Source organism: Lactobacillus sp. HBUAS51381 (genome assembly GCF_012641095.1).
GTDB lineage: Bacteria > Bacillota > Bacilli > Lactobacillales > Lactobacillaceae > Levilactobacillus.
On sequence record NZ_JAAVSC010000005.1, the window covers coordinates 57,236 to 73,335 of the forward strand.

The 16,100-nt window shown below is 51.8% G+C and carries 16 protein-coding genes; 6 read left to right on the forward strand and 10 right to left on the reverse strand.

Annotated elements, in window-relative coordinates:
- The first annotated feature begins 51 nt into the window (after positions 1 to 51).
- Positions 52 to 2,385 carry an ATP-binding cassette domain-containing protein gene (locus HEQ50_RS02890; protein WP_168899032.1) on the forward strand — a complete coding sequence of 778 codons (2,334 nt, stop codon included), beginning with the start codon at positions 52 to 54 and terminating at the stop codon, positions 2,383 to 2,385.
- A 534-nt stretch (positions 2,386 to 2,919) separates the two neighbouring features.
- On the opposite strand, the gene budA is transcribed toward HEQ50_RS02890, so the two are convergent.
- Complete coding sequence (gene budA / locus HEQ50_RS02895) at positions 2,920 to 3,627, reverse strand: acetolactate decarboxylase (RefSeq protein WP_168899033.1); 708 nt, start codon at positions 3,625 to 3,627, stop codon at positions 2,920 to 2,922.
- Between the two features lie 13 nt (positions 3,628 to 3,640).
- On the reverse strand, positions 3,641 to 5,317 hold the full coding sequence (alsS, locus tag HEQ50_RS02900) for an acetolactate synthase AlsS (protein WP_168899034.1): 1,677 nt from the start codon (positions 5,315 to 5,317) through the stop codon (positions 3,641 to 3,643).
- Positions 5,318 to 5,432: 115 nt separating this feature from the next.
- Between alsS and HEQ50_RS02905 the strand changes: the two genes are divergently transcribed.
- A complete protein-coding gene (locus HEQ50_RS02905) occupies positions 5,433 to 5,852 on the forward strand; it encodes a MarR family winged helix-turn-helix transcriptional regulator (protein WP_168899035.1) in 420 nt (139 codons plus the stop codon).
- A 222-nt stretch (positions 5,853 to 6,074) separates the two neighbouring features.
- On the opposite strand, the gene HEQ50_RS02910 is transcribed toward HEQ50_RS02905, so the two are convergent.
- From HEQ50_RS02910 to HEQ50_RS02930, 5 genes are all read right to left on the reverse strand, one after another.
- Positions 6,075 to 6,356 carry a helix-turn-helix domain-containing protein gene (locus tag HEQ50_RS02910; RefSeq protein ID WP_168899036.1) on the reverse strand — a complete coding sequence of 94 codons (282 nt, stop codon included), beginning with the start codon at positions 6,354 to 6,356 and terminating at the stop codon, positions 6,075 to 6,077.
- A gap of 135 nt (positions 6,357 to 6,491) precedes the next feature.
- Complete coding sequence (locus tag HEQ50_RS12870) at positions 6,492 to 6,635, reverse strand: type II toxin-antitoxin system RelE/ParE family toxin (protein ID WP_168899037.1); 144 nt, start codon at positions 6,633 to 6,635, stop codon at positions 6,492 to 6,494.
- A gap of 347 nt (positions 6,636 to 6,982) precedes the next feature.
- The gene (locus HEQ50_RS02920) at positions 6,983 to 8,587 is read right to left on the reverse strand and encodes a CTP synthase (RefSeq protein ID WP_168899038.1); all 1,605 of its coding nucleotides are present in this window, start codon (positions 8,585 to 8,587) and stop codon (positions 6,983 to 6,985) included.
- 169 nt (positions 8,588 to 8,756) lie between these two features.
- Complete coding sequence (gene rpoE / locus HEQ50_RS02925; RefSeq protein WP_168899039.1) at positions 8,757 to 9,413, reverse strand: DNA-directed RNA polymerase subunit delta; 657 nt, start codon at positions 9,411 to 9,413, stop codon at positions 8,757 to 8,759.
- Positions 9,414 to 9,457: 44 nt separating this feature from the next.
- On the reverse strand, positions 9,458 to 9,898 hold the full coding sequence (locus tag HEQ50_RS02930; RefSeq protein ID WP_168899040.1) for a DUF1934 domain-containing protein: 441 nt from the start codon (positions 9,896 to 9,898) through the stop codon (positions 9,458 to 9,460).
- A gap of 233 nt (positions 9,899 to 10,131) precedes the next feature.
- Between HEQ50_RS02930 and HEQ50_RS02935 the strand changes: the two genes are divergently transcribed.
- The 4 genes from HEQ50_RS02935 (at position 10,132) to yidA (HEQ50_RS02950) (ending at position 14,054) form a co-directional block, all read left to right on the forward strand.
- On the forward strand, positions 10,132 to 10,965 hold the full coding sequence (locus tag HEQ50_RS02935; protein WP_168899041.1) for a lipoate--protein ligase family protein: 834 nt from the start codon (positions 10,132 to 10,134) through the stop codon (positions 10,963 to 10,965).
- Positions 10,966 to 11,044: 79 nt separating this feature from the next.
- On the forward strand, positions 11,045 to 12,412 hold the full coding sequence (locus HEQ50_RS02940; protein ID WP_168899042.1) for an HD domain-containing protein: 1,368 nt from the start codon (positions 11,045 to 11,047) through the stop codon (positions 12,410 to 12,412).
- The gene (gene yidA, locus HEQ50_RS02945; RefSeq protein ID WP_168899043.1) at positions 12,413 to 13,228 is read left to right on the forward strand and encodes a sugar-phosphatase; all 816 of its coding nucleotides are present in this window, start codon (positions 12,413 to 12,415) and stop codon (positions 13,226 to 13,228) included.
- A 16-nt stretch (positions 13,229 to 13,244) separates the two neighbouring features.
- Positions 13,245 to 14,054 (forward strand): sugar-phosphatase, encoded by an 810-nt coding sequence (yidA, locus tag HEQ50_RS02950; RefSeq protein ID WP_168899044.1) that lies wholly within the window; start codon positions 13,245 to 13,247, stop codon positions 14,052 to 14,054.
- A gap of 245 nt (positions 14,055 to 14,299) precedes the next feature.
- Here the strand turns inward: yidA (HEQ50_RS02950) and HEQ50_RS02955 are convergent, their stop codons facing one another.
- The 3 genes from HEQ50_RS02955 to HEQ50_RS02965 form a co-directional block, all read right to left on the reverse strand.
- Positions 14,300 to 14,575 carry a hypothetical protein gene (locus HEQ50_RS02955; protein WP_168899045.1) on the reverse strand — a complete coding sequence of 92 codons (276 nt, stop codon included), beginning with the start codon at positions 14,573 to 14,575 and terminating at the stop codon, positions 14,300 to 14,302.
- Between the two features lie 271 nt (positions 14,576 to 14,846).
- Positions 14,847 to 15,566, reverse strand: coding sequence for a class I SAM-dependent methyltransferase (locus tag HEQ50_RS02960; RefSeq protein WP_168899046.1), 720 nt, complete (start codon positions 15,564 to 15,566; stop codon positions 14,847 to 14,849).
- Between the two features lie 16 nt (positions 15,567 to 15,582).
- On the reverse strand, positions 15,583 to 15,933 hold the full coding sequence (locus tag HEQ50_RS02965; protein ID WP_168899047.1) for a DUF3899 domain-containing protein: 351 nt from the start codon (positions 15,931 to 15,933) through the stop codon (positions 15,583 to 15,585).
- Positions 15,934 to 16,100: the final 167 nt, after the last annotated feature.

A 16,100-nucleotide genomic window follows, 5' to 3' on the forward strand; every position in this document is an offset into this window, starting at 1 on the left:
AATACACCGTGAACAACAGCCGAATTCACAAAAATGGAAGGATTATTTTAAATGCTGGAACTCAAACATATCAAAAAGTATTACTACGTGGGCGACTCCGTCACGAAAGCCCTCGACGACGTTTCTGTTGCATTTCGTTCTCAAGAATTCGTCGCCATTCTGGGCCCCAGCGGTTCCGGGAAGACGACCCTGTTGAACGGGATCGGCGGACTGGATATTTACGACTCCGGTGATCTGGCCATCGAGGGCCGCTCCACCAAGGACTATTCCGCCGCGGATTGGGACGCCTACCGGAACAACTCCGTGGGCTTCATCTTCCAAAGCTACAACATCATCAGTCACCTAAGCATCCTCGACAACGTGGAAATGGGGATGACCCTGAGTGGCGTCTCCAACACTGAAAAGAAGGAAAAGGCACTCAAAGCCCTCGATCGTGTGGGCCTGACCGACCACATCAACAAGAAGCCCAACCAATTATCCGGTGGGCAACTGCAACGGGTCGCCATCGCCCGGGCCATCGCCAACGAACCCGAAATCCTGCTGTGTGACGAACCCACCGGGGCGTTGGATACGGCGACCAGTGAAGAGATCATGCAGCTGATCAAGGAACTTTCCGCCGAACGGCTGGTCATCATGGTCACGCATAACCCCGAACTGGCCCACGAATACGCGGATCGGATCATCGAATTCGCCGATGGTCAGATTCAACACGATTCCAACCCCTATGACGGGCACACCGATGCCGCCCAATTTAAGTTAAAGAAGACCAAGATGACGTTCTGGACGGCACTGAAGCTGTCCTTTAACAACATTCGGACGAAGAAGGGGCGAACCGCACTGACGGCCTTCGCCTCCAGTATTGGGATCATCGGGATCGCCATTGTGCTGGCACTCTCCAATGGGTTCCAAACCCAGATTAACAAGACCCAGTCCAATACCTTAGCGCAGTTCCCCATCACCATTTCGCAAACGGCTCAGGATTCAACCACGACGGGGCCGCAAAACAACAAGAAAACCACGAAGTCAACGAAAGTTGTGGCTAAGGTCAGTGACGCGGACAAATCCGTTCACCAAAACAAGATTACCAAAAGTTACTTAAACTATGTTAAAAACATTAACCATGACTTAAGTAAGAACATCACCTACACCTACGCCACGGGCATGAATCTGCTCCGGCAAACCAACGGTAAGACCAAGACCGTCAGCTTCTCCAACACGGACAGTAGTAGTGCCAACAGCGGTAGCGCTATGTCCGCGGCAATGGCGAGCTCGACCGGCGTTGGTGGGTCCGTATATCCCAGTGCCAGTGACGGTGGGACCAACTTCTTAAAGAAACACTACAAGGTTCTCGCCGGAAGCTATCCCAAGAGCGCCAACGATGTGATACTGCTGGTTGATCGGGATAACTCGACCAACATCAATGCCCTGAAAAACTTGAACTTTGATGTGAAGGACAATCAAAAGTTGAACTACAACAAGATCGTCGGGACTAAGTTCAAGGTGGTCACCAACAATGACTACTACCAGAGCCTGCCCACCGGCAATTACGTGCCGAACAAGGCCACGAACAGCCTCTACAATAACAAGAACAACACAACCATTCGGATCGCCGGGATCTTACGCGTTAAGTCCAAGTCCTCTGAAAATGTGCTGTCTTCCGGAATTATTTATAGCGACAAGTTGACACAGAACATCATTAAGGCCAACAAAAATTCCGACATTGTTAAGGCCCAAAAGAAGGCCGACAGTAACGTCATGACCGGGCAGTCCGTTAATAAGGATACGAAGACCAGCCTGATTAGCTACCTCGGTGGCTCCACCACCCCTTCTGGCATCCTGATCTACCCGAACACCTTTAAGAACAAGGATAAAGTCCTGACTTACTTGGACAAGTACAACCATGGCAAGAGCAAGGCGGACAAGGTTATTTACACCGATATGGCCGGAACCGTTTCCGACCTGACTGGTGGCTTGATGAGTGCCATCACTTACGTCTTAGTCGCTTTTGCCGGAATTTCCCTGGTGACGAGTATGATCATGATTGCCATCATCACCTACACGTCCGTCCTCGAACGAACCAAAGAAATTGGGATTCTGAAGGCCTTAGGGGCCCGGAAGAAGGATATTACGCGGGTATTTGATGCCGAAACCTTTATTCTAGGTGTCGGTTCCGGGATCTTGGGGGTCGTGATTGCTTGGCTGCTGACCTTCCCGATCAACGTGGTCTTAAAGAGCATTACTGACCTGAGCAATGTGGCGCATTTGAACCCCGTTCACGGGATTATTCTGATTGTGATTAGTACCGTCTTAACCATGCTTGGGGGTCACATTCCAGCACGAATGGCAGCTAAGAAAGATGCGGCCACGGCGTTGCGTTCGGAATAGCTTCTGCGTGTCGCCCGCGGTGGCAAGGATAACAACCATTATGATATGATAGTCGCATGCTGGCCGCCTTACCGTTCGCCAAATTTGGTCTGGAACGCTGTGGGAGGGACCGGGAAAAGCCAAAGCCCTGTCTTTTCCCTCGCTTTGAGCCGAAGTTCACGTCTCAAAGACGCCAGTTTCCAAGCAGAATACTTGGAAACTCCCACGGCTGAGACCAAATTTGGCTCACTCACGGCTACACGTGACGTACACAATTAAGCTGGATGAACGTTGCCATTCCAGCGATGTCACCGCACATTTAGGGATTTTCAACCACCGTAACCGGAGGCAGCCAGAGATGCAGGCAGCCGCAGGTGGTTGTTGATGACTACTTTAATGGCGATAAGCCTTACCAGCTGAGGACTGGAGCGCGTTCATGAACTTTCAACCTTTAGGTACCGAATCTTAAGTAACACCGACACAATCATTCTAAAAAGGCACGCCGCAAATCATTTCTGATTTTCCGGCGTGCCTTTCGATTAACCTAAATTCGATTTATTCGGCTTGATGGATGGCGCTAGTGATGTCATCCTTTGAGAAATCGTGTTCCCGGTAAGCTGCGTCATCAATTGGCAGGTGTTGTTCCAACGTGGAGAAGGTCTGGACCAGCACATCCCCCGTGACCGTGCCAAATTCTAGCAAATGCCCCCCAAAATCGTGGGTATCCGCTAAGAAGTGGTCGTGGTAACCGCCGACCGCGGCACCATCGAACAACTGTGGCGAGTAGTAACCCAGCAAGGTGCCGGCCACTTCTTTGCGGTCGAACACGCTCTGGTGCTCAGCCGTTTCTGCCAATGACTTGAATGGTCGTGCGGACTTGGCCACCGCGCGGGTCTTGACGTCCGTAAAGGTTCCCGTCACCAGAATGGAGAAGAACGTGTTGTTATCGTGGGTCAGGCCCAACACTTGATCGTGCAGTTCTTCTTGGGTAGCATTCTCCACCGTCATCAACGGCCGGTAAGCCGCAAAATGACTGTTTGCAAATGGCAACGTAAACGTCTCAGACACCACGTTAACCTCGCCACGACTGTTGACCTGATACGGCTTGCCATCTAAGATAATCAGCTCACCATCCAGACCTTCGCCGGTGCCAATCCCGGTATCGCCGTGCGCCAGCAATTCCTTCATCGTCAACGTTCCCGTCAACAGGCCCGGTACCAGTAGGGCCAAGGTTCCGTGTTGATACAAGGTTGATTCGTTCATATCATTACTCCCTTTAGCTTAAGACATCTTTCAACAATAATGATTTTAGTTTTAAATTGTCCCGATAGTCAACTGGAATTTGAACGATGACCGGTCCCTCGGCCTGGAAGGCCTGGTCCAAAGTGCTGGCTAAATCAGCCGCGTGATCGACCCGTAAGCCAGTCGCCCCAAAGCTTTCGGCGTACTTCACATAGTCGACCGGACCGAAGCTGACACCGGCTTCCTTACCGTATTTGGCAATTTCTTGAAATTTCACCATGTCATAGGCGCCGTCGTCCCAGATTAAGTGAACGATTGGCAATTTCAACCGGACCGCCGTCTCCAACTCTTGACCGGAGAAGAGGAAGCCCCCATCACCAGAGACGGAAACAATCGGTTGGCCGGGCCGTTCAAGCGCCGCCGCAATGGCCCAAGGAAAGGCCACGCCCAACGTTTGCATCCCGTTACTGAACAACAGGTGTCGGGGCTGGTAGCTTCGGAAGTACCGGGCCATCCAAATGTAGAAACTGCCGACGTCGACCGTTACTGTGGTCTCGTCGTTCACTTTATTTTGGAGCGCTTGAATAATGGCTAAGGGGTGAATGCCGTGCGCATCATCGGCAGTCGGCGCCTCGGCTTGGTCGGCCAAGGTTTCACCGGACTTATCGAGATCGGCCTGCACATCTTCGGCCAACGCCCAATCGGCTGGGAGCTTTTGAACAATGGCCCGCAACGTCTTGGCGATGTCGGCGTGAACCACCATTTGGGGTTGATAGTCCGTCGTGATTTCGGGAACCACGCTGTCCAAACTAATCACGTCCCCCGTCCGATCAGCATTCCAGATCCGCGCTTCGTATTCCACGGGATCGTAGCCCACGGTGATGACCAGATCGCTTTGCTTCAGGAGATTATCACCCACTTGGTTATGGAACAGGCCCACACGACCAAAGTAGTTGGTGACCAAGTCGCGGGAAACCACACCGGCCCCTTGGAAGGTTTCGACTACGGGGATCGCCACGTGTTGCAGTAATTCCCGAATGGCGCCCGTCACATCACTAGCGGAAGCGCGCATGCCGGCCAAAATAACCGGCAACTTGGCGTGTTGGATCTTCTCCACAATCGCATCAACAGTAGCGGCATCCGCCACTCCCTGATCGACGGTCGGCACAGCCTTGATTTCTGGCCGATCAACGGTTCCGTTTAACACATTCTGTGGTAGGGAGATGAAGGTTGCCCCGGCTTTCGGCGCAACGGCCGTCTGATAGGCGTTGGCAAAGGCTTCCGACAAACTATTGGCGTTCTGAACTTCCACACTGGACTTCGTGGCCGAACTCAACAATTCCTTGCTGGGAATACTCTGGTGGGTCAACCGGCCAATATCGTCTTGGGGCACTTGACCGCCTAATGCCACGACGGGGTCCCCTTCGGCTGTCGCCGTGATGAGACTGGTGGTCAGATTGGACACACCGGGACCGGATGTAGTGGCGACCACACCGGGCTTGCCCGTGATGCGGCCAATTCCGGAAGCAATCAGCGCCGCATTCTGTTCGTGCCGCGTAATGATGAGCTTCGGTGCCCGGGGATCCTTACTATACTGAATCCCTTCAAATAATTGGTCGACCTTGGCTCCTGGAATACCAAAAACATACTTAATGCCTTGATTAATCATGCTTTGAATCAGTGCTTGTGCACCAGTCTTCGTATCTTTCACCGTGAACCCCGCCTTATATTTTGTAGTGTGTTGACAAGTCAACTTGAATCTATCATAATGGCCGTAAGTTGTTTTGTCAACACAGAACATTTCGGGGAAAGGAATTGAATTTTCAATGAAAGATCTCGGTTATTTGGCGCAGGATATCTCAATCTTACACCGCAAATATTATAAGGACACCCGCAAGTCCTTTGCCACGTTGGGGTTAAATCCCACGGCCGCCTGTGTCCTGCTCACCATTCATGAGCACCCCGCAATCAGTCAGAATCAAGTTGCCAAAACTTTGGTCATTGATAAGGGCCTAACCACTCGCGAGGTCAATAAGATATTAGGTCTAGGCTACCTCACCAAAACGCCTGGCACCGGTAAGACGCAGCTCTTGACGCTCACACCCACGGGTGAAAATATCGTGGATCAAGTCCAAACGATTCGCCGAAACTGGTGGCAAGCGCGCTTCGATCAAACCGGCATTGACGCCAACAGTCCGTTGATTCCGGCGATTGAAGCGGCCGTGACCAATATTATTGACGAATAGTCCTGAAAAATCGGCGAAAAAAAGCACCACAATTTCTGAAAGATAGAAATTGTGGTGCTTTTGATTCCATACTATATTGAAAACAAATGAAATAGCATTGCCCCAAGAATGATTTACAAGAAACCTCCGACAAGTTCAAAAACAAAATTTTAAATTGATGCGATCACTAGATTTTTTCTCTGATGATTACTTGTTGACTGACGGGGTACAAGTAAATCCCTATTAACTTCCGAATCTAATGTCTAACGGTTGGTTTAAAGCATCTGCAATTCTAGTTAACGTTCTTAGTGATGGATTTCCATTTCCATTTTCTACACGACTAATCGCATTTTGACTTGTCCCCACTAGTGTCGCTAGTTCCTTTTGCGTCAAATTAGCATTCTCTCTTGCTTCCATAAGACTAACCGCTAAATCTAACTTTGCCTTTTCATTCATCATATCAGCCTTGACCCTATCGTCTTTCATTCTCTCGTCAATGATAGTATCTACATAGCCAGTTTTCATTTTAATTTCTTCTTTCTTTTCATTATTTCTATGTTATCTAAAATCCATTTCTCACTTCAGATTTAATTCTTTTTAGAAAAATATTGCTTCCAACATCACAGGTTAAAGTACATTCATCATTTATTTTACTTAATACTATTCTTTATTCTGCCATTTATTTCGAACTTCACGTGCATGCCGCTTCTCTTTCTCTGGTGTTTGGTTAGTCTTCTTTTTAAAACCATGTGTAATAATATATCGATTACCATCAGTTTTGAATAGGATTCCACGGCAGAACACAGATTACGTTTAATATCCGACCAAAAAAGAGGCCCAATTCGTAAACGTGAATTGAACCTCTAATTTTTTATGTTAGACAAAGACTAGCTAGGATCATTTACGTCATCCAGCCTACATAGCCGAAACGTGTTCCAGCAGGCAGCTAGTTACGCTTAACCCCAATCAGGCCAAAAGCCAAGCCCAGGCTTTATCAGTTTAACCACTACTTTGGTTCGAAGCATTCGCTCCAACCTGACATAGCCGAAACGTGCGCCATAAGGCAGATCCCTGCGCTTAACCCCGTTAAGCAAAAAAGCCAAACCCGGGCTTTTTTACTTAGCGACGTTAATGCTCGGGATCTAATCGCCTTATTCTGCACTCTGACTTGCAGCCTTAATAAAGTCGCGGAACAACCCTTCCGGACGGTTTGGCCGGGAGAGGAATTCTGGGTGGTATTGGGACGCCACGAAGAACTTCTTTTCTGGTAATTCAATGACTTCTACCAAGTGATCATCCGGTGAAGTTCCGGAGAAGACCAGGCCCTTAGCGGCCATTTCAGCACGGTATTGGTTGTTGAATTCGTAACGGTGACGGTGACGTTCCTGGACCATTTCTTGGTTATCGTAAGCGGCGGCCGCCTTACTACCCGGCTTCAGCTTGCAAGGGTACAGACCCAGTCGTTGGGTGCCACCCATTTCGTGGACGTCCGTTTGATCGGCCATCAGGTCAATAATCTTGTGGCTCGTTTCCGGATCCATTTCGGTTGAGTTGGCGTCCTTGTAACCCAGGACATCGCGAGCAAATTCAATGCTGGCCACCTGCATCCCTAAGCAGATACCCAGGAACGGCACGTCTTGTTCCCGGGCGTACTTGATAGCCGTGATCATGCCTTCAATCCCGCGATCACCGAAACCACCTGGTACAATGATCCCGTCCGCGTCACCCACCATATCTGCAACGTTGGCTGGCGTAATCTTTTCGGCATCAATCATATCGAGGTCAATCTTGGCGTCTACCGGATAACCCGCGTGTTGCAGAGCTTCCGCCACAGAAATATAAGCGTCGTGTAAGCCCACGTACTTGCCTACCAAGGCAATCTTGATGGTCCGCTTCAGGTTCTGCATGTGATCAACCATCTTCGACCACTTGGTCATGTCGGACTTCGGCGCTTCCACCTTGAAGTGATCCAAGACGATTTGGTCCAAGCCTTGTTCTTGTAAACGCAATGGGATCGAGTAGATCGTTGGTACGTCCATCGATTCAATGACCGCGGAAGGTTGCACGTCACAGAACAACGCAATCTTTTGCCGCATCTCATCGGTAATGTGATTCTCGGTCCGAACGACTAAGATATTGGGTTGAATCCCAATGCTCCGGAGTTCCCGGACGGAGTGTTGCGTCGGTTTTGTCTTCATTTCGTGTGCCGCGTGAAGCGTTGGGACCAGGGTGGTGTGAATGTAAACGACGTTGTCATCACCCACTTCAGACTTCATTTGCCGAATGGCTTCCAGGAACGGTTGCGATTCAATATCCCCAACGGTCCCGCCAATTTCGGTGATGACGAAGTCCGCGCCCAACGTCTTGCCGGCACGCATAATCTTTTCTTTAATCATCCCGGTGATATGAGGGATCACTTGCACAGTTGCTCCCAGATAATCGCCGCGCCGTTCTTTTTCCAAAACTTCCGAATAAATCTTACCAGTCGTCACGTTCGAGTACTTGTTCAGATTGTTATCGATGAACCGTTCGTAATGACCTAAGTCCAAATCCGTCTCGGTCCCATCATCAGTCACGAAGACTTCCCCGTGTTGATAAGGGTTCATCGTACCGGGATCCACGTTGATGTACGGATCGAATTTCTGAATGGTTACGTTGAGACCGCGATTCTTAAGTAGCCGTCCCAGGGATGCCGCAACAATCCCTTTACCTAGTGATGAAACCACGCCGCCAGTCACAAAAATATATTTGGTCATGTGCAAACTCCTTGTAAGATTATTTAGGGATTTAAAACTATAAAAAAGCTCCCTATTCATTCGGAATAGGGAGCGACTTCACCGTTCAGTTGTCCTCACTACGAGTAGTAAGGAGCCCAAAAAATATAGTACCTGTTTTCTGGCTGAAGGTCAAGCGAACGTTGAAAATTTATTTCTGATCACTATCGTCATCGTCGTCATCATCGGCTTCATCGTCATCGGCGGAAAAGTCGAGATTGTCGGTATCATCATCTGGGGCTTCCATTTGTGAAAGCTGATCTTCGATACCATCAGGGATGTCTTCTGTATCGTCTTCTTCATCATCGTCATCGATGCCTAAGCCGGTCTGTAATTTACCCAGATCTGGCCCTGATCCGGTGGCACTATCATCGTCATCGTCGTCATTAGCGGCGTAAGCGGTCGTGTCATCATCTTCTGGATCGTCGTCATCGTAATCGATCACGTCATCGTCATCGGTCGTGTCGGCGAGGAAGGCGTTAACCTTCTTGCGCTTCTTACGCTTAGGTTGATCTTCATCTTCCTCAGCGTGAACCGTCGCTTCATCGATGGATTCAAACGGATACCAAGTTCGCAGTCCCCAAAGGTTATCACCCAGAGAAATGAAACTACCATCGACATTTAAATCCGTATAGAATTGGGACAGCCGGTCACGAACCTCGGCATCGCTGTCGCCTAAATAAGCTTGGACGGCGTTTGCTAAGTCAGCAAATGCCATCACATCGCCGTGTTGCGACAAAATCGCGTGCGCAACTTCGATCATTGATAATTCCTTTTTATTCTGGCCCTCAAAGACTTTTAATTCCAAACTGGTGCACGTCCTTTCCACAGTCTACGAAATATGATACTCGCTTATGCCGTAAATTGCAATCGAATCTTGTAGTTCCCGACTAATTCTTCACCGGCATAGAGTAAGTAATCAATCTTAACGTTACCGCTAAACGGTCTTTCCTTAAAACTCGTCTCCAAATAAGGTGTCACGGTTTCAATCGGCATGATGCCATAAGGGGTGCTGTACCGGGCGGTGACACGCTTACCACTGATGAAGTGCAGGCGCAGTTCTGCCTCGGCATTGCGGGTCAGATGTACCTCCCCTTCCGGCGTAAACTTCATGGTCACCGGCGACTTCTCCCCGGTATCGTTATCGGGTTCGAGGTACCGTAAGTACAGGTTGGCCCCCATCTGGACGAGCTGACCGTCAACATCCAATTGATAGTCAGAAACATCATCGTTTTGTTTGATATGGGTCTCTAGGTGAATCATCACGGGCACTCCCGCTGATAATTGATCCATCTGCACACTTCCTTTCCGTGAATTGTCTGGATTAATTATAGTTCATTTGGGGTGGAAAGCCCACTTATTATGCTCTGACGTGGCCGGAAAAACGACTAAAAATAGCTAAGCACGAAGTTCCCAACCATCCCACGTCACAACAAAGTCAGATGAGATTGGTCCAGACCATGACGGCACCCCCGTTTTCTAGTATAATGGAGCCATGCATTAACTTGACGAAAGGTGGTGGAGAGATGGGCCCCTTAAACTTACCCGCTGACCGGATTCAGGTCGTCACGACCCCCATTCCGGCCGATCAGAAAAATTTGGCGTTCGGTTATACCAATGCCCTACTCGACTTGGTACCGCACCTTAAACAGCCAATACTACACTTCTGGACGATGCAACCGACCGTCATCATGGGACTCAAGGATAAACGGCTTCCCGCGCTGACAGCGGCGATTAGGGCCGTTCAGCGCTATGGTTACGACTACGTTCTCCGCAATTCTGGTGGCCTGGCCGTGGTGGCGGACGGCGGCGTGCTCAACGTCTCCCTCTTCTCGCCATTAACTACACCACCCCTAAGCGTTGAGGCAGCCTACGCCCAGATGACGCAACTTGTGGCCACGGCTTGGCCCGAGTTGGCGCTGGAACACTACGAAATCACCCGCTCCTACTGCCCGGGCGACTATGACCTGAGCGTTAACGGCCGTAAAATCGCCGGTATCGCCCAACGACGAAGCACCCAGGCCCTGGTGACCATGCTGTACCTCAGTGTGACCGGCGATCAGGCCATGCGTGGTGATCTGGTACGCAGCTTTTACCTGGCCGGTCTCGACGGCCAGGCCAACGACTGGCATTTTCCAGACGTTGATCCGGACGTCATGACCACGACCGCCGCGTTGCTAGACCAGCCGCTCACCGTGGCCGATGCCGAGCAACGCTTCATCACGGCGGCCACCACGGTCGGCCTGCACGTCAGCCGGGCCAAGTTGGCCGCCATGATGGCGGAACCGCGTTTCACGACGAGTCTGGAACGGGCCACCGCCCAGATGGCCCGCCGCCAACCACGGCTCGCAACCGATTAGCCAGCTATTTTATGTTAACCAATAATCACCTTGATAAGTACTAAAACCTCATCATTTCAATACGTTAGGAGGAATCGCTGTGAGCTATGCAACCGCGCGGCTCCCCCGGGAGAAAGTTCTCCGGGACCCCGTGCACAACTATATTTATGTTCAGCATCAAGTCATCTTAGACCTTATCAATACCCGAGAGTTTCAACGCCTACGCCGCATTAAACAATTAGGGACGGCTTCGCTGGTCTTTCACGGGGCGGAGCATTCCCGCTTCACCCACTCGCTGGGGGTTTACGAGGTCACCCGGCAAATTTGCGATAACTTCCAACGGAACTATCCCACCCAAACACCGGGTGATGGCGGCTGGGACGACCGGGAGCGGTTGACCGCACTGTGTGCCGCGCTCCTCCACGACATCGGCCACGGTCCGTACTCCCACACCTTTGAGCACATCTTCCACACCGATCACGAAGCCATCACGGCCGAGATTCTGACCTCACCGCAAACGGAAGTCAACCAAATTCTGCGGCGGGTCAGTCCAACCTTTCCGCAAGAGGTGGCCAGTGTCATTCAAAAGACCTATCCAAATCCACAAGTGGTCCAAATGATTTCCAGTCAGATCGATGCCGACCGGATGGATTACCTGCTACGGGACGCCTATTTTACGGGAACCGAATACGGAACCTTTGATTTGACGCGGATTCTGCGGGTGATGCGGCCCTACAAGGACGGGATTGCCTTTGCCATGAACGGGATGCACGCCGTCGAAGACTACATCGTCAGTCGGTTTCAAATGTACCAACAGGTCTACTTCCATCCCGTTTCACGGTCCATGGAGGTCATCTTGGACCACCTATTGGGGCGCGCCAACGAACTGTATCAGGCCGGCAAGAGCGATGAGAGCTTCATCCCCCACCTGCTATTACCCTTCTTCAACCATCAATTTGACCTCGACGACTACCTCAATCTCGATGACGGCGTCCTAACCACCTACTTTACCCACTGGCGGCAGTCGCCCGACGAGATTTTGGCCGACCTGGCTCACCGGTTCCTGGATCGTAAACCGCTCAAGAGCGCCATTTTTGATGCCGAGACGCGGGACCAACTGCCCCACCTCCGGGAATTGATTGGGTCGGTGGGCTTCAACACCGCCTACTACACGGCCACGGACAACAGCTACGACCTGCCGTACGACGATGCCTACGACCCCAAGGTCACCCATCCCCTGACGCAAATTGAGCTTCAGGAACCGGATGGCAGCCTGCGTGAACTCTCGACGGTTTCCGATCTGGTCAACGCCATTCGCGGGAAATTCACCGGCGACCAACGGTTCTTCTTCCCCAAGGAAATGTTGAATCCGGGGAATGACGCGCCGGAAATTTTCCAACCCATCTTCGACGAGTTTGGGAGCTATATTCAAAACCACCAACTGATTGACCGGAAAGAATCTGATTAAATGACCATCAAGCTGATTGCCGTGGACATTGACGGCACCCTGCTCAATCCGCAAAATACCCTGACCGTTGCGACCATTACCGCCGTTCAGACCGCGATTGCCGCGGGTCTCAAGGTGGTGTTGTGTACCGGCCGGCCCCTCTCCGGCGTCCAACCGTATTTGGATGCGCTGGGCCTGCACGGCGATGACCAGTACGCCATCACCTACAACGGTGGGCTGGTTCAAACCGTGGCCGGTCGCGTGTTGAGTAGCCGGACGCTGAGTTACACCGATTACGTCGATCTCGAAGCGTTCGCCCGCAAGTCCCAGGTACACTTCCACGTAGTCACCCCGCGGTACCTTTACACGGCCGACCGCGATATCAGCCGTTACACGGTTAAGGAAAGTCAGCTCGTGAACTTACCGCTACGGTTTTGCGAAGCCGCAGCGATGGACCCGCAACTGCTCATGCCCACCGCCGTCTTCATCGACGAGGTGGCTAAGATCGATGCGCTCCAGCTTCCATCGGCGCTGGCCGACCGATTCTACGTGGTTCGCACTGATCCCCACTTCATTGAGGTGATGAATCCGCAGACCAGTAAGGGCAACGCGCTTCGCGACCTCACCGACCACCTTGGCTTAACACTGGCCAACGTGATGGCGCTGGGCGACCAGGACAATGATTTACCCATGATTACCGCCGCTGGGTTGGGTGTCGCCATGGGAAACGCCAACGACCGCGTCAAAGCGGCCGCCAACGTGACGACTCTGACCAACGCAGCGGATGGCGTGGCGGCGGCCATTTATAAATACGCATTGCATTCCAACTTAGCATAAAAGGAGAATTGACAACATGACAATTAAGATGATTGCGATTGATATTGACGGGACCCTACTAAACGAAAAGAACGAACTGGCGCCCGCCACGATTGAGGCGGTTCAGGCCGCCACGGCCCAAGGCATTAAGGTGGTTCTCTGCACCGGCCGGCCCCTGACTGGTGTTCAACCCTATCTCGACGCACTGGGCCTCAGTGGTGACGAACAGTACGCCATCACCTACAACGGTTCCGTGTCACAGACGGTCTCCGGCAAGATGATGACCAACCATTCCCTGAGCTTCAACGATTACATCGACCTCGAAGCCCTTTCCCGGAAACTACAGATTCATTTCCAAATCGAAACACCGGACTATATCTACACCGCCAACAAGGACATCAGTGGCTACACCATCTTTGAAAGTAACCTGGTGCGGATGCTGATTCGGTACCGTGAAGTCGGTGAAATGGACCGCGACCTGACCATTTCCAAGGCCATGTTCGTTGACGATCCGGACACGATCAACCGCGTCAATCGCGAAATGCCCCAAGAGATTCGCGACCGCTTCTACGTCGTCCAAAGTACGCCCTTCTTCATCGAAGTCATGAACAAGAAGGCTAGCAAGGGCAACACGCTGGGTGAACTCGCCGATAAATTAGGGTTCACGGCCGATGAAGTCATGGCTCTGGGTGATCAAGGCAACGACCTGACCATGATTCAATACGCCGGTCTGGGCGTGGCGATGGGCAATGCCATCGACGAAATCAAGGACGCCGCCCAAGCGGTGACGTTGACCAACGCCGAAGATGGCGTGGCGGTGGCCATTCGTAAGTACGCTTTAGACTAATTAACGTGGCTGTTGCGCATCCTGCCAAGCTGATAGCAAGATGACTGCACATTAGTCTCAACTCTTAGATGACTGAGAATCGCCCGATTTTTTCAGTCGGCACAACTCAAATTAATCACTTATTGGACGATCCCGTTTATGATCGTCCAATTTTTTTACAAAAAAAGCCTTCACCACCCAATCAAGGGCGATCAAAGCCGCGACTATCATCAAACTTAACAGTTTCCCTTAGCATTCAGATTTCCTCACGAACCGTCATCGGTAGTCCCCGTGGGTGCCGTGGTGCCCGCGTCACGGCTGGGAACGATGGGCTCTCGTTCGGCTTTGGTCGGGGTCCTCTCCAGTTGACCAACGGGTTCTACGGAATGACGCTTGTTTTCCGGTGGCGCGAGCCGGGTTGCCCGCGCCGTCACCCTAGCAGCGGCCACACTGCTAGAATTGGGATTGTGACCACTCACGACCAAGACAGCACCACTGATCAACACCACGCCAATTAAAGCCCCAATATTTTTTGCTCGCAATAGACCTGGCTCCCCTTTCATCCTTCACTTTAGCCTCAGCGTGGCTTTCGGGAAACCATTCGATCAGCTGCACGACAACTTGGTAAACTTTCGGGAGCTAACCATTAGAAATTGGCTTCCACAAGCCTATGGTCGTCAGCTTTGAGGTCTACAAAATAGCGCCGGACTCCTGCATCATTCGACGACAGAACCCGACGCTTTTTTAAATTCTCTAGAATCTTGATCAATACGACTGGTCGCGCCAGCCCCATTCAGTGGGGCTCAGATTCACCTAATTTTTAACCGCCCAAATCACGTAGCTGGCCATCCACGGACCACTCCACCAGCCGTTGATGCCTAGGCCACGCGAGCGCACGATGCGACAGTCCGCGGCCGCCAGTACGCGCTGGTAGTCGCGGCGATTGTGGCCGGTATCCACGATCAACAGTTTACCGCCGGGCTTCAAGACCCGCACCGCCTCGCGCAAGGCCCGTTCCCGCTGAGCGGTCGGCTTGACGTTGTGAATCGCAAAGCTCGCGGTAACCACGTCAAACTTAGCCGCCGGCAATGGCAGCTTCACCATATCCGCCGTGAGCAAGCTGACCCGATCGGAGACCCCCCACACCTTGAGGTTGGCCCGTGTCACCGCCAGAGAATTCTTCGACTGGTCCCGTGAGCGCCACAAGTCGACACCGGTCACGGTTCCGGGTAACGTCAACCGCTCAGCTACTTGATGTAACACGGCGCCGTGACCACACCCCAGGTCCAGCGCCTGATCCGCGGGCGCCACACCGGCCTCATCCAACAGCTTCGTCCAAATTCGCGCCTTGCCAATCAGCGATGTCCGCAGAAAAACAAGACCGCCAATGACCGCGAACAGACCGACAATGATTAGGCAAATCCGGCCACGATTCGGTGGTGTCAGCACTGCCTCAACCAAAAATATCAGTCCCACCAGTTCATAACTAATTGGGACAAGTGGCGCGTCAATCCCCGTTTTTACTTTTTTCATTTTCTCCCCCGAATAATTAAAATAAGGTCAAGACAATGCCGACCACGATGTAGCAAGCCCCCGCTGCTAATCCGAATCGGGCGCCCCCGTTAACCACGATGGGCGAATTCTTTACGCTGGCTACGTGCCGCACGCCAACCTTTTCACCGGGCAAGGGATCTTGTCCCTTCTTACGCCGGTGCCGCCACCCCGTGAAGAGGTGCCCCTTCGCTAAGACACAAATCAAGCCAAAGATAACCAGCGCTAAGCCTACCATAAACAGTAGGTTACCAATCACCATCAGCGGTTGCCCCAGGATCCGCATGGCTAGGGCCACGACCAGACCACCACCCAGCCAGCCGGTCGTCCATCTCTGCCAACTTCTCATACCGTAAACTCCCTTCGATCTACCGCTAGTCCGACGCTCAGTCCCTTTAACGGCGACTTCTGGCCGAATGCACCAAGCGTCGACGGTTGATGCCCAACTAACGGTTGATTGATCAAAATTTTTATAGAAAAAACTTGAGCCAACGCCCTGCGCCGCTCAAGTTTTTT

Bases quoted from the DNA above. Each gene is read 5' to 3' on its own strand.
- HEQ50_RS02965 (WP_168899047.1), bottom strand. From the start codon at position 15,933: ATGAGAAGTTGGCAGAGATGGACGACCGGCTGGCTGGGTGGTGGTCTG.
- yidA (WP_168899044.1), top strand. From the start codon at position 13,245: ATGACAATTAAGATGATTGCGATTGATATTGACGGGACCCTACTAAAC.
- HEQ50_RS02905 (WP_168899035.1), top strand. From the start codon at position 5,433: ATGAAAGATCTCGGTTATTTGGCGCAGGATATCTCAATCTTACACCGC.
- budA (WP_168899033.1), bottom strand. From the start codon at position 3,627: ATGAACGAATCAACCTTGTATCAACACGGAACCTTGGCCCTACTGGTA.
- yidA (WP_168899043.1), top strand. From the start codon at position 12,413: ATGACCATCAAGCTGATTGCCGTGGACATTGACGGCACCCTGCTCAAT.
- HEQ50_RS02935 (WP_168899041.1), top strand. From the start codon at position 10,132: ATGGGCCCCTTAAACTTACCCGCTGACCGGATTCAGGTCGTCACGACC.
- HEQ50_RS02920 (WP_168899038.1), bottom strand. From the start codon at position 8,587: ATGACCAAATATATTTTTGTGACTGGCGGCGTGGTTTCATCACTAGGT.
- HEQ50_RS02960 (WP_168899046.1), bottom strand. From the start codon at position 15,566: ATGAAAAAAGTAAAAACGGGGATTGACGCGCCACTTGTCCCAATTAGT.
- HEQ50_RS02910 (WP_168899036.1), bottom strand. From the start codon at position 6,356: ATGAAAACTGGCTATGTAGATACTATCATTGACGAGAGAATGAAAGAC.
- HEQ50_RS02890 (WP_168899032.1), top strand. From the start codon at position 52: ATGCTGGAACTCAAACATATCAAAAAGTATTACTACGTGGGCGACTCC.
- HEQ50_RS02930 (WP_168899040.1), bottom strand. From the start codon at position 9,898: ATGGATCAATTATCAGCGGGAGTGCCCGTGATGATTCACCTAGAGACC.